Source organism: Terrabacter sp. C0L_2 (assembly GCF_036352015.1).
Lineage (GTDB): Bacteria > Actinomycetota > Actinomycetes > Actinomycetales > Dermatophilaceae > Terrabacter > Terrabacter tumescens.
This window is the reverse complement of the sequence record NZ_CP143557.1, coordinates 3,843,929-3,856,465: the sequence shown is the minus strand read 5'-3', so window position 1 is coordinate 3,856,465 and position 12,537 is coordinate 3,843,929. Positions and strand designations below refer to the sequence as shown.

General features: G+C 68.5%; 14 protein-coding genes and 1 tRNA gene. 6 read left to right on the top strand and 9 right to left on the bottom strand.

Going from position 1 to position 12,537, the window contains the following annotated elements:
• The first annotated feature begins 20 nt into the window (after window positions 1–20).
• Window positions 21–93, top strand: a tRNA-Asn gene (locus U5C87_RS17955).
• A gap of 58 nt (window positions 94–151) precedes the next feature.
• On the opposite strand, the gene U5C87_RS17950 is transcribed toward U5C87_RS17955, so the two are convergent.
• The 6 genes from U5C87_RS17950 to U5C87_RS17925 all read right to left on the bottom strand — a co-directional run bounded on the left by U5C87_RS17950 (window position 152) and on the right by U5C87_RS17925 (window position 6,382).
• A complete protein-coding gene (locus U5C87_RS17950) occupies window positions 152–1,057 on the bottom strand; it encodes an amino acid ABC transporter permease (protein ID WP_330473855.1) in 906 nt (301 codons plus the stop codon).
• Window positions 1,054–1,719 carry an amino acid ABC transporter permease gene (locus tag U5C87_RS17945; RefSeq protein ID WP_030146451.1) on the bottom strand — a complete coding sequence of 222 codons (666 nt, stop codon included), beginning with the start codon at window positions 1,717–1,719 and terminating at the stop codon, window positions 1,054–1,056. The genes U5C87_RS17950 and U5C87_RS17945 overlap by 4 nt, the downstream gene beginning before the upstream one ends.
• 77 nt (window positions 1,720–1,796) lie before the next feature.
• Complete coding sequence (locus U5C87_RS17940; RefSeq protein WP_030146450.1) at window positions 1,797–2,633, bottom strand: glutamate ABC transporter substrate-binding protein; 837 nt, start codon at window positions 2,631–2,633, stop codon at window positions 1,797–1,799.
• Window positions 2,634–2,715: 82 nt separating this feature from the next.
• On the bottom strand, window positions 2,716–3,444 hold the full coding sequence (locus U5C87_RS17935) for an amino acid ABC transporter ATP-binding protein (RefSeq protein WP_030146449.1): 729 nt from the start codon (window positions 3,442–3,444) through the stop codon (window positions 2,716–2,718).
• Between the two features lie 211 nt (window positions 3,445–3,655).
• Window positions 3,656–5,068 carry a M23 family metallopeptidase gene (locus U5C87_RS17930; RefSeq protein WP_330473854.1) on the bottom strand — a complete coding sequence of 471 codons (1,413 nt, stop codon included), beginning with the start codon at window positions 5,066–5,068 and terminating at the stop codon, window positions 3,656–3,658.
• 363 nt (window positions 5,069–5,431) lie between these two features.
• Complete coding sequence (locus U5C87_RS17925; RefSeq protein WP_330473853.1) at window positions 5,432–6,382, bottom strand: zinc metalloprotease; 951 nt, start codon at window positions 6,380–6,382, stop codon at window positions 5,432–5,434.
• 926 nt (window positions 6,383–7,308) lie between these two features.
• On the opposite strand from U5C87_RS17925, the gene U5C87_RS17920 reads away from it, so the two are divergent.
• From U5C87_RS17920 to U5C87_RS17900, 5 genes are all read left to right on the top strand, one after another.
• The gene (locus tag U5C87_RS17920) at window positions 7,309–7,440 is read left to right on the top strand and encodes a hypothetical protein (RefSeq protein ID WP_330473852.1); all 132 of its coding nucleotides are present in this window, start codon (window positions 7,309–7,311) and stop codon (window positions 7,438–7,440) included.
• A gap of 371 nt (window positions 7,441–7,811) precedes the next feature.
• Complete coding sequence (locus U5C87_RS17915; protein ID WP_330473851.1) at window positions 7,812–8,975, top strand: tyrosine-type recombinase/integrase; 1,164 nt, start codon at window positions 7,812–7,814, stop codon at window positions 8,973–8,975.
• Window positions 8,976–9,056: 81 nt separating this feature from the next.
• Window positions 9,057–9,764, top strand: coding sequence for a DUF6221 family protein (locus U5C87_RS17910; protein ID WP_330473850.1), 708 nt, complete (start codon window positions 9,057–9,059; stop codon window positions 9,762–9,764).
• Window positions 9,765–9,860: 96 nt separating this feature from the next.
• A complete protein-coding gene (locus tag U5C87_RS17905; RefSeq protein ID WP_330473849.1) occupies window positions 9,861–10,019 on the top strand; it encodes a hypothetical protein in 159 nt (52 codons plus the stop codon).
• A complete protein-coding gene (locus tag U5C87_RS17900) occupies window positions 10,016–10,276 on the top strand; it encodes a hypothetical protein (RefSeq protein ID WP_330473848.1) in 261 nt (86 codons plus the stop codon). The genes U5C87_RS17905 and U5C87_RS17900 overlap by 4 nt, the downstream gene beginning before the upstream one ends.
• A 221-nt stretch (window positions 10,277–10,497) precedes the next feature.
• On the opposite strand, the gene U5C87_RS17895 is transcribed toward U5C87_RS17900, so the two are convergent.
• From U5C87_RS17895 to U5C87_RS17885, 3 genes are read right to left on the bottom strand one after another with little or no spacing between them, the layout of a single operon-like run.
• The gene (locus tag U5C87_RS17895) at window positions 10,498–10,890 is read right to left on the bottom strand and encodes a hypothetical protein (RefSeq protein WP_330473847.1); all 393 of its coding nucleotides are present in this window, start codon (window positions 10,888–10,890) and stop codon (window positions 10,498–10,500) included.
• Window positions 10,887–11,036 carry a hypothetical protein gene (locus U5C87_RS17890; protein WP_330473846.1) on the bottom strand — a complete coding sequence of 50 codons (150 nt, stop codon included), beginning with the start codon at window positions 11,034–11,036 and terminating at the stop codon, window positions 10,887–10,889. Before U5C87_RS17890 ends, U5C87_RS17895 begins: the two co-directional genes overlap by 4 nt.
• A complete protein-coding gene (locus tag U5C87_RS17885) occupies window positions 11,033–12,529 on the bottom strand; it encodes a glycoside hydrolase family 25 protein (protein WP_330473845.1) in 1,497 nt (498 codons plus the stop codon). The genes U5C87_RS17890 and U5C87_RS17885 overlap by 4 nt, the downstream gene beginning before the upstream one ends.
• Window positions 12,530–12,537 lie beyond the last annotated feature (8 nt).

Here is a 12,537-nt window from a genome sequence, read left to right as displayed (position 1 = left end):
CTATGGTTGCGCAGCAGCATTCCCCTGTAGCTCAATTGGCAGAGCAGCCGGCTGTTAACCGGCAGGTTATTGGTTCGAGTCCAATCGGGGGAGCACCGAACGAGAAGGGCCCCGACACCTGGTGTCGGGGCCCTTCTCGTTGACGTCGAGGTCAGCGCCCGCCGCCGGTGCCGACACCTGAGCCGACCTCGAGGTCGGTGATCTCGGCGTCCGGGGTTCCAGCGGCGCGGTGGGACCCGCCACGTCGCTTGAGCCAGCCCTCCACGGCTCGGGCCAACCGCGTGAGCAGGTAGTTGATGGCGATGAAGATCAGCGCTGCCACGAGGTAGGCCGGGACCGTGTTGGCGTAGGCGGAGCCGAGGGTCTTTGCGGCGTTGAGCAGCTCCGGGTAGGTGATGACGACGCCGAGCGCGCTGTCCTTGAGCACGACGACGAGCTGGCCGACGAGCGCGGGCAGCATGGCCGTCAGGGCCTGGGGCAGCTGGATGGATCGCAGCGTCTGGCCGGGCGAGAGTCCGATTGACAGGCCGGCCTCGCTCTGGCCCTTCGGCAGGCTGAAGACGCCGGAACGGACCAGCTCGGCGATGACCGAGCCGTTGTAGAGCGTCAACGCCAGCACCACGGCAGCCAACGGCGCTGTCTGGGCGGAGACGAGGTCGCTCGTGGCGAAGTATCCGAAGTAGGCGAAGACCATCATGATGAGCACCGGCACCGAGCGGAAGAACTCCACGACGACGCCTGCCGGGATGCTGATCCACCTGTTCGACGACAGGCGCGCCATGCCGAAGACGATCCCGAAGATGCCGGCGAACACGACCGAGAGCGCCGCGGCCTTCGCCGTTCCCCAGAGACCGGGCAGGAGGTACTGCGTCCACACCTCGGGGTCGTTGACGAAGGGCGTCCACATGTAACCCTCGAGCTGGTTGGCCTCGCCCATCTTTCGCACGACCAGCCAGACGAGGGTGAGGGCGACCACGACACCGACCACGGTGAGGATGGAGTGACGCCGCCGGGCCTTGGGGCCGGGCGCGTCGAAAAGCACGATCTCGGAGCTCATCGCTTCACCGCCAGACGCTGGGAGAGATGGGTGAACAGGATCCCGAACGGCAGCGTGAGGATCACGAAACCGAGCGCGAACAGGAAGAAGGTCGGCAGGCTGGCGCCCTCGTTCTCGGTGATCTTGGCGAGCAGACCCGCCGCCTCCGACGTGCCGAGGATGACCGCCGCAACCGTCGTGTTCTTGATGAGGGCGATGAGGACCGAACCCAGCGGTGCCACCGCGCCGCGGAAGGCCTGCGGAAGCAGGACCTCGCGCAACGACTGCCCGAAGGTGAGCCCGATGGCACGCGCAGCCTCGGCCTGACCGGCCGGAACGGTGTTGACGCCACTGCGCAAGGCCTCGCAGACGAAGGCCGCGTGGTAGACGGACAGCACCACGACAGCCCAGAGATAGGCGTTACGGGAGAGGTCCTGCGACAGGTTGATCCCCAGGATGAAGGAGAGCCCGAGGATGCTGAAGACCATGAGCAACGTCAGAGGCGTGTTGCGGAAGACGTTGACGTAGGACGTGCCGAGCAGTCGAAGGATCCTCACGGGCGAAACCCTGAGGATCGCCACGATGGTCCCGAGGACCAGCGCGCCGATCGCTGAGAGCACCGAGAGCTGGATCGTGACCCAGAACGCCCCGAAGATGTCGTACTTGCTGAGGATGTCGCCCATCCATCACCTCTCGTGATGATCCGGGCGCGGGATGCCAGACCGTTCGGACATCCCGCGCCCGTGCGTGTGCGTGTGCGTCAGGAGCAGGAAGCCGGGGTGGGCGGGTTGCCCGCACCCGGCTTGTAGCCGGCCGGCCCGAGGTTGGCGTCCACGGCCTTCTGCCAAGACCCGTCGCTGATCATCGTCTTGATGGCATCGGTGATCTTCTGGCACATGGCCGTGTCACCCTTCTTGATGCCGATGCCGTAGTTCTCCGTGGAGAACGGCTGGCCGACGACCTTGAGCTTGCCCTTGTACTGGTCCTGGGCGGCGTAGCCGGCGAGGATCGTGTCGTCGGTCGTCAGGGCGTCGATCGCGCCGGAAGCGAGCGCAGCGACGCACTCGGAGTACGTGCCGAACTCCTGGAGGTTGACGTCCGGCACCTTCTCCTTGACCTTCTGGGCCGAGGTCGAACCGGTCACCGAGCAGAGCTTCTTGCCCTTGAGGGTGTCCGGGCCGGTGATCGAGCTGTCGTCGGCGCGAACCAGAAGGTCCTGACCGGCGATGAAGTACGGCCCGGCGAAGCTGACCTTCTCCTTGCGGGCGTCGGTGATGGAGTAGGTCGCGACGACCATGTCGACCTGACCGGTCGAGATGAGCGTCTCACGCTGGGCGCTGGGAGCCTGGACCCAGGTGATGTCGCCCTCGGCAGTCCCGAGGGACTTGGCGACGTACTTCGCCACGTCGACGTCCATGCCAGTGAACTCGGTGCCCTTCTTGAGGCCGAGTCCGGGCTGGTCGAACTTGATGCCGATCTTGAGCCCCTTGCCGCCGCTGGAGCCGGCGTTGCCTCCGCTGTCGCTGGATCCACACGCGGCGAGCGTGAGCGCCAACGTCGCAGCCGCCGCAACGGCTCCGAGTCGTCGTGCCTTCATCTGGGTTCCTCCTGGGTGGTTGCTCACGGCACGCGGTGCTGCGTGCCGATCCCTGTCGATTGGTGCAGATGGTTCCGGTGGGTCAGTGCGTGAGAATCTTTCCGAGGAAGTCCTTGGCGCGGTCGCTGCGGGGGTTGGTGAAGAACTCCTGCGGCGTGCCGACCTCGACGATCTGGCCGTCGGCCATGAAGACGACGCGGTCTGCGGCCTTGCGGGCGAAGCCCATCTCGTGGGTCACGACGATCATCGTCATGCCCTCCTTGGCGAGGCCGACCATGACGTCGAGGACCTCGTTGACCATCTCCGGGTCGAGGGCCGAGGTCGGCTCGTCGAAGAGCATGACCTTGGGGCCCATCGCGAGCGAGCGGGCGATCGCGACGCGCTGCTGCTGGCCGCCGGAGAGCTGGGCGGGGTACTTGTCGGCCTGTGCCTCGACACCGACCCGCTTGAGCAGCTCGGTGGCCTGCCGGTCCGCGTCGGACTTCGACTTCTTGCGCACCTTGATCGGCCCGAGCGTCACGTTGTCGCGGATCGTCTTGTGCGCGAACAGGTTGAAGGACTGGAAGACCATCCCGACGTCGGCCCGCAGCTGTGCGAGCGGCTTGCCCTCCTCGGGCAGTGCCTGACCGTCGATGGAGATGGTGCCCGACTCGATGGTCTCGAGGCGGTTGATGGCGCGGCACAGCGTCGACTTGCCCGAGCCGGACGGTCCGAGGACGACGACCACCTCGCCCTTGCCGACGGTGAGGTTGATGTCGCGCAGCACGTGTAGGTCGCCGAAGTGCTTGTTGACTCCGTCGATGACGACCATCGGGTCACGAGGCGTGTCCGGGGTCCGATCGCTCGGCACCGCGGCGGTGGGGTTCACGTCGTCCATCCCGGAAACCTATCGGCTCCAGCACCCGGGCGACACGCTCCGCGCCGAGCGTGCCCGAATCGTGAGGACCGCAGGCACGCGGTCGGTGCCCTGCTCCACGGGGGAGCGGGGCGCCGACCGGTTCACGCAGGCCCGGCCACGCAGGTCAGGGGCTGCCCTCCGCCGCCGTCGTCGAGGACGCGCTGGGCTCGCTCGTCGAGGAGGACGTGGGCTCGATCGCCGCCGACGTGGCGGGCTTGCTCGTCGCGGTGCCCGTGGACGTGCTCGTCGAGGTCTCGGCCGCCGTGGCGACCGCGGTGGCGGTCTTGAGCACGCGTGCCGCAGTGGCCGTGGCCGTGGCGGTCGCCGTCGGCTCGGACGCGGCGGGTTTGGCGGCTGCCGCAGCGCTCGTCGAGCTCGGCGGGTCGGACGCTGCCGGCGCGTCACTCGTCGCAGGCGCCGGGCTCGTGGTCGTCGTGTCCGGGGGAGTCGTCGTGGTCGTCGTGCTGGGTGTGCCCGTCGTCGTCCCCGTCGTCCCCGTCGACCCTGTGGTGGTCGTCGTGCTCGGCGGGGTCGTCGTCGGGGGCATGGTGGACGTCGTGGCGCTGCCCGTCGGGGACGGCTTGGTGCTCGTCGGGGACGGCTTCGTCGTGGGAGCAGGAGAGCTCGTCGTGGGACGGCTCGTCGTCGGCGTGCCCGTGGGCTTGCTGGTCGACGGCGGACGGCCACCCGTGCTGCTGGGCGACGACGTCGCGACAGTGGCCTCGGTGAGCGGGACGTCGCCGTCCGCGACGGTGCGGATGACGCGGCTGCCCGGGTCGAGCACCAGGTGCGGGACGACGGCATACGGGACGGATGACGTGGCTGACGGCGCGAAGCCGAGGTAGGGAGCAGGGTCGACGTAGCGGTCGTTGATGATGACGTCGAAGTGCAGGTGGCAGCCGGTGGACCAACCGGTCGTACCGCTCAGGCCGATGACCTGGCCCTGCTTGACGGTCTGGCCCTCGGTGACGAGGAACTTCGACTGGTGACCGTAGGCGGTCTTGACCGTCGGGCTGTGCTGGATGATCGTGCGTCCGCCCCATGACGCCGAGACCCGGGCGTAGATGACCGTGCCGTCCGCGGCTGCGTGGATCGGCGTGCCGCAGGCTGCCGCGAGGTCGATGCCGGTGTGGAACATCGGGCGACCGAGGAGCGGGTGGATGCGCGGGCCGAACGGCGAGGTCTCACCGCCGGCCACGGGGTGGATGAAGAGCGGCCGCCCGACGATGGGGGCCGCGATGGCCTCGGCCGTCGCCGGCGTCAGGCTGATCGCCGGGAACATGAACAGACCGCCACCGATGGCGGTCGAGAAGGCGGAGTCGACCGGAGCCAGCGCCGCTGTCGGGGCGCTGGCGGCCGTCGACCGGGACAGCTCTCCCTGGGCCTGCCCCACGGCAGCCACGGCGTCCTTCACGGCAGGCGACCCTGCCGCGAGCACGACCGATGCGGTCGGCGTCTGGGGTGCGCTGCCACCCAGGAAGGGCAGCATCGCAAAGAGCAGGAGCATCGTCGCGAAGGGCACAAGTCTGCCGCGCATCCGAATGTTCAGGACGCGCGGACCACTGCGCTCATTGGCGTCTGTCACCGTCAAGCCACCCCCCTCGAGGTACTGCTGCTGTCACCGTCGACCCTCGTGCGGTGGACCCGGCACCGCAACCGGAAGGCCATCGCCAACGCCCCCACGTCCTGACCGGCCGGTCCCCTCCACCATAGGTGCGAGGGTTGCACAAGGGGCGATTCCCGAGAAATTCGGCCGGGATCCGTGACACATGTGACGGATGTGCCACATGTCCGGGACGCAGGTGTGGCCCGCCGGTCCTGGGACCGGACGGGCCACGCCGTCGAAGCACGCGGCATACGCCATCGTGCGACAGGTCGGTGCGACGGGTGGGTGCTGGGGTCAGCTGGTCGGGACCTGGCGGAAGGCGACCCAGGCGTCGTTCATCCGCTCCACCTGGCCCGGCGTGAACATGTTCATGCAGGAGTCCTGCGTGTAGTCCATGAAGTTGTGGATCGGGTCGAGGCCGGGCGCGGTGCACGTGTCGGCGCCGGTGGGGCAGTTGAACTGCGGCACCGCCTCGCGCGGGGTGTCGGCCACGAAGTCACCGCTCGCCGAGCACGCGCCCTTGAAGGTGTGCTCGAGCATGAGCCAGTGGCCCACCTCGTGCGTCAGGGTGTCGCCCTGCGCGTACTTGCCGGCCGTGCCGCCGGGCATCGACTCGTCGAGCATGACGACGCCGTCGATGTAGTCGCGACCGTTGTTGTAGCCCTTGGGGAAGTAGGCCCAGCCGAGCAGGCCGCCGCCGATGTTGGCGGAGTAGACGTTGAGGGTCTCGGAGTTGCCGGTGTAGAGCGCCTTCTTCATGTCGCGCTCGGTCTTGCCCGGCGAGACGGTGTACCACTGCGCGTTGACGGTGTAGTCGATCTTGGCGAGGGAGAAGCGGAACGGCGAGTCTGCGGCGTCGGGCGCGGTCTTGCCGCCGTAGGAGTCGTTGAGCACGGTCATCTGCGCGGCGATGAGCCGCTCCCAGCGCGCCTTCTCGGTGGCCGACAGCGTGTGGTCCGAGACGACGTGGAAGACGGTCGGGATGTGGACGCTGCCGTTGGGCAGGCGCGGGGCATCCTTGATGACGCCGTATGCGTTCGCCTCGTTCTTGGAGTAGAGCTCGGGCTCCTTGGCCGTGCTCCCGGACCGCACGCGGGCGAGGTCGGGCGCCGTCTGGCACTCCGCAGCCGCGGGGGAGGGCCGGGTCGGTGCGGCGCTGACTGTCGCGCTCGAGGAGCCGGCGGCGATGACGCTCGCGGCGGCGGCGGAGACCGCCAGCGCGCGCAGGATGGGCTTGGTCGACATATGTGATTCTCCCCAGTCTTGGTGGCCCCCGAGCCTTCGGTCATCGGAACCTATCCCGCGCCGGTGACGCCGTGGGGGCTTGGGATCTCTCGACCTCGGGCCCCGCTCCTTGCAGCGATCTTGCGGAAACCCCTGACTTTCGACGGGGCGATCTTGCAGACTGCCCGGCACAGTGGTTGTCGTGGGGGAGGAAGACCGGCGAACCCGTGGGGGGAAGCGCCGGAGTGGGGCCGGTGGGGGGACCGGTAGGGGGTGAGGACGGGGTGGGTTCTGCCGGGGGAGTCGGCGGGACCCGCCCCGATCCCGTTCCACAGGCTCGGAGGCGTGGGGCGAGATGGGGTGAACGGGACGACTCGTCCCATCTGTGCAATGTGCGGCATTTCGCACGATGCGCCCTCGCCGAGGGTGGAGACTGGAGGCAGGACGGCGCGGCCCCTTCTCGGGAGGAGGGTCGAGGTCGTCCCGCGGACGACGCCGACCTCATGGTCGATGGGCACGGTGCCCCGACTCCCACCCCCGGGGCCGTGTCCACCCCCCACGTCGTCCGCGCGCCCCCTGGGTCCTCGAACGGACCGCGAGGCGCAGGACTGGCCGGCGGTGGTCGCACCCCGACGGCCAGTCCACGCCCGCAGGGCGGGTTCAGACGCCTATCACGACGTGACAGGGCGAACCTGGACGAACCGGGACGAACCGCGGTGGTGGGGCAGCAGGGGCTTGAACCCTGGACCGACGGATTATGAGTCCGCTGCAACGGGGTATGATGGGACCGTGCCCAGCCACGTTTATGCAGGTCAGAGGCTTGCCGGGGGTATTCCTCACTAGTCCTCACTAGCGCCGGTTAAGGTACAGTACGAGGTACAGTAGACATGAAGGACCCCCGCGACGTGTCAGCGTCCGGGGGGCGCGACCGACCGGAAGGTGTCGATGTGAGCAAAGCTAGCCATGACACAGCCCACGAGATCGAGCGGCTCAACGCCGAGGTGAAGCGATGGATCGAGCGGGCCGAGCGAATGCATGCCGACGAGGTCCGCCCGAACTCGCGGCAGAGTGAAGCATGAGCATGCTCGGGCCGTGCCTTGGCTGCCAGACGGGCCGCCATGACCGGCACGTCGGCCACTGGGACAAGGCGCCCGACGGTGTGCTTGGCGGCGCGCACTGTGGCTGCTCGGGCGACTGCACGCCGCCTGCGATTGAAGGGCTGTTCCGGTCATGGGGCTGCGGTCAGTGCGGCAAGAGGTTCGCCACTCCTCGCGGTCGATCCATCCATGCAGGGCGAGCGCATGGGGCTCGTCGGTGAGCACGGTTCACGTCGTGCCCGTGAATGATCTGATCGAACACCCGGACGACGACTGCCCATGCGGCCCGGCTGTCGAGCCGGTGTTCCGTGATGACGGGTCCTGCGGCTGGCTCATCACGCACCATAGCCTCGATGGACGCGAGCAATGCGAGGCGTGGCGTGCCTAGCCGTCGCACGAAGGGCGAAGGCGGGATCTTCCAACGCAGCAGCGACGGCATGTGGGTCGGACGCGTCACCTACCACAAACCCAACGGCGAACCCGCCCGCAAGCAGGTGACCGCCAAGACGAAGCGTGAGCTGACCCCGAAGTTCCGCACACTCCAACGGCAGGTCGAGGCGGGCGTCCTCACCGACTCCATGACCGTGACCACATGGCTCGAATACTGGTTCGAGAAGGTCGCGCCCGGAAGATGCCGCCAGCGCACCCTCGACGGGTACCGCACCTACCTCGACCAGTACCTCATCCCGCACCTCGGGAAGCACCGTCTCGACAAGCTCACACCCGCACACGTCCGCGCCATGCACGCCGCCATGAAGGACGCGGGGCTAGCGGACTCGACCCGCAGACAGGCGCACGCGATCCTGCGTCGAGCCTTGGTGGTTGCCGAGCGTGACGGCAAGGTGGCGCGCAACGTCGCCGCCCTCGTCGACCCGCCACCCGTCGGCACGAAGCACCACGAGCCATTGACGCTCGACCAGGCGCGGAAGGTGCTGGGCGCGCTCGAGGGTGACCCGCTCGCCGCGCGCTGGGTGTGCGCGCTGCTGCTCGGGATGCGGCAAGGGGAGTGCCTAGGTCTGCGCTGGGAAGATGTCGACTTCGACGCCGGCCGCCTCACGATCCGCAACGAACTGATCCGGCACCGCGGCAAGGGGTTGCAGCTCACGGACCCGAAGTCGCAGACGTCGAAGCGGTCCATCCCGTTCGGTGACGTGCCGCCCGCAGCGTTCGCGCTCGGGCAGGTGGAGCATCGGGGCGAGTTCGTGTTCTACGGCGGCAAGGAAGACCCGAAGCGTGACTGGCTCGCGTGGAAGGCGCTGCTCGTGAAGGCGGGCGTGTGCGACAAGGATGCGGCGCTCGGTTCCATGCCTGCCCTACACGCTGCGCGAGGCACGACCGCGAGCCTGCTCGACATGGCCGGGGTGTCTGACAAGGTCATCGCGGAGATCCTGGGGCATTCGTCAGTCCAGATCACGCGCACGGCTTACATCCACGGCAACGAGGACCGGCACCGCGCGGGGCTTGGGGCGATGGCGGCGCTGCTGCTACCGAAATCTTCCGACGAACGTACCGCGTAAGTTCGCTGCGGTGCTACCGTGGCATGAAAGACCCCCGCGAGCGGCAAGGCTCCGGGGGCGCGGCCGACAAGGAGCGTCGACATGGATCAGAGTAGCAACGACGAGCGGGTGCGGCGGTACGGCGAGGCGCTAGGCAAGGCGATGGGTTGCCATAATGGCGCCGCGTGTGACGAGTGTGTCGCTGGAGCGGATGCCGTCATGGCCGTGGCGGACGCCGAGCAGGCCGAACTGCGGGCCGAGATCGAGCGGCTGAAGCGGAACACGGCTGGCCTGTATGCCCGTGCCCATGCAGCCGAGGCCCGGTTGGCGCGAGTCGATGCACTGGCAGACAAGTGGTCCGCGGCCTACGAGGTCCAGCACCGCACCGAGGCCCCGACCGTGGCACAGATCCAGTTGGGCCGCATGGCCGAAGCGCTCAAGGTCGCGCTGGGCGTTTCCACGCCTGACATCTGTGGCCGATGCGGTGCGCCAGCGCTAGGGTTCGCCACCATTCGCGGCGACCGCTACTGCCACGCCGACGAGCGGTCGTGCTACACCGAACAGTGCCGCGACGCTCCGACGCTGGCCGGGTTCCTGCTGGCCCGAATCTCCGACGACGAGCAGATGGTGAAGCCCGTCATTATCGTGCACCCCGACCGCTTCCTGGCTGAGTGCGAGGCCAAGCGGCGCATCTTGGAGGAGTTGGAGACGGCGAAGGTTCGGGAACGTGTCGCGCTGCACCGGGTCATGCGTCACCTCGCCGCCGTCTACGCTGACCACCCCGACTACGACGAGGCGTGGCTCGCCTAACGGTGGCCTTAAACTAGACATTGATGGGCCGCTTTGGGTAGTTAACTGACAACGCAAGAGCCCCACCGATGGGGCGTGACGGTCAAGGAGACCGACATGGCAAGCGTACCTGACGACCTCGCCCACCTCCGTGACGCCGCGCTGCCGAACGACGCGCCCGGTGCGTGGATTCGTGCCGCCATCGACGCCCTGTTCACGCCGGGCGCACCATCCGACCACCAGCGCATGATCGACGAAGAGGAGGACTGGGCATGACCGCCCGAGACGGCCGGCGAGATCGAGGCCGGACGATGACTGAACCTGTGTTCTTCAGCTACGACCCGCGCACTGTCGCCGAGCAGGAGGCGGCCGAGGCGGCCAAGTACGAGCGTTTCGCGCGCGATGGTGGGGTGGTCGCTGATGTGGAGGGCAACATAATCGCGACGCTCACTCCGGTCGACCCGCCCTCCTCGGCCCCGAACCTGCGCCTTCTCGTCGGGCCGCCACCGGATGCGCCAATCGTGACGACCTGACAACGACGAAGAGCCCCACCCGATCCAGTGAGGATCAGGTGGGGCTCTTCTGTGTCAGGCTCGTCGGTCGCGGACTCTGCGCCACCGGATGGCGGTCACGTACTGGCCGCGCCTGTCCGCGCCGTACATGCGTTCCCGGTGTTTGCCGTCGTGGCCTCGGCGTCGGTCGCACACGTAGGTTTCGTCGCCTAGGTCGAGCTCGGCGCGGCAGGGTTTGCGGGTCAGACGCCGCCCCAGTAGCCGCCCTGCGGCTTGGGCTGGTCGTCGCCAGGCTTGGGGAGGATGCCGTCGGTGATGCCTTCGACCGCGTCACCGAGGCCGTCACCCAGGGAGCCCTCGGCCACGACGTCGACCGGCTCACCCTCGGGCACGTCGGCGGCAGGTCCGGCGACGAGGCCGGTGGACGAGCTGGGCGCGGTCTCGGCGGCGACGGTCGCGGACGGGGAGACCTGCGAGCGGGTCACGACGGCGAGGACTGCGGCGGACGCGGCGAGGATGGCGCCGGTCTGCTCGGGGCTGAGGTCGAGGCCGAACGAGATCGCGAGGGCGATGACGGCCTGGAGCGCGCCGAGGATGAGGGCTGGCTCGCGGCCCCAGATGGAAGGCTTGCTCATTGGGTCTCCTTGGGTTTGGTGGTGACGTAGGTGAAGGCGCCCGCCGTGACCCCGCCCGCGAGCGTGCACAGTGCGAGGCCGGCGAACAGGACGCGCCGGATCATCGGCGCCCGACGCGCCAGATATGGCCGATGGTCAACGGTCACGGCTTGAACCCGGCCGCCGTATAGAGCCGCTTGAACTGGACGCCCTCAACCGAGTCCGTCCACACCCGGTCGATCGGGATGCCCATCACGCGCTGCACACCGCCGACCGCGTCACGCAGACGACCCGGCATCTCAGACCCGACCAGCGACCACTTCCCGTCGACCCACTTGCAGCCGATGTCACGCTGGAGCTGCTTCCGGTCGGCGTCGGACAGTTTCAGGAACCCGGCACGCTGCTCACGTGACGCGAGCGACAGACGCCACACCGCGCGGTACGTCTGCGGGCCGAGTTTGCCGTCGACGGTGAGGCGCAGGGCGTGCTGGATGCCGCGGACCTTCGCGTCGATGACGACCGCGGACCCGACGTTCACGACGGCGTTCGCGGCGGCCTTCACCTGAGCCCACGTCACGTTCACCCAGGAACGGTTGCCGGTGTCGGGGCCGTTGTTCGCGAGGCCGTTGTAGCCGGCGCGGTAAGCCTTGACCTGTTGGCGTGCGGCGTAGGCGAGGTCGGTGCAGTCGGAGCGGAGGATGTGCACGTGCTTCTGCCACACCCCTGCGAGCGCGGGCCGGAACCATGCGGTGCCGCCACACTTGCGGGCGGCGGACTCGAGGACGCGGGCCTGCCGGTCGGTGAGCCCGACAGCGTTGATGTCGACCGCGCCACCCCCGGCGTGCGTGCCAGCAGAGGCGGCGGTCGTCGTCTGGTAGGAGCCGCAACGGGGGATCGGGGTGACGGTCCAGTCGGGGACGCCGGCAGCCTTAGCCATGACCGTGACCTCTTTGGCGACTGCGGTCAGGTAGAGGGCGGTCTCGGCGTCGGTCGTGATGCCGCGCCATGTCACTCGCGCCACGGGAGGCTCCTCGGGTTTCGGTGTCGGGGTCGGCTCGCCACGCCAGTCAGTCGCGGTGCCGTAGAACACGTCGCGGTCCAGCGGCGTCGACGTCCACTGCCAGCACGCCAACGCCGCCCACCCATGCAAGTCGCCGGGAGACACGTCAGGCGAGGCCACGTAGGCGTTGCCATTGCCCGCCTTCCACAACGGCATACGGCGGATGCGTGCGAGCTGCTCGGGTGTGGCGTGCTGCTCGAGGACGCCGAGGTGGTAGTCCTCGCTGTAGAGCCACGGTTCGCGGCAGGTCGCCTTCAGGACGGTGTCGGCGAAGTCGGTGACGTACTGCGGCCACGACTCGGCGGGCGACGTCTGCCCGAACGGTTCGAAGTCGAGGACAGCCACCTCGCCGGAGATGCTGCCCACGACGGTGAGGAAGTGGGCCGCGTCGACCGCGCCGCCGTTCTCAGGCCAGGCGTAGTGGTAGTGGCCGACGAGTTTCCCTGCGTCGCGTGCGAGCGCGACACGGGGAGCCCATGCCGACGAGGTGGTGCCCTTGCCTTCGGTGGCCTTCACGATCACGAAGTCGACGAGCGGCAGCCACTCGGTCACGGTCGCGTCGGTCTGGTGGCCGCTGATGTCTACACCGTTGAGCGCCACGGGTTCCT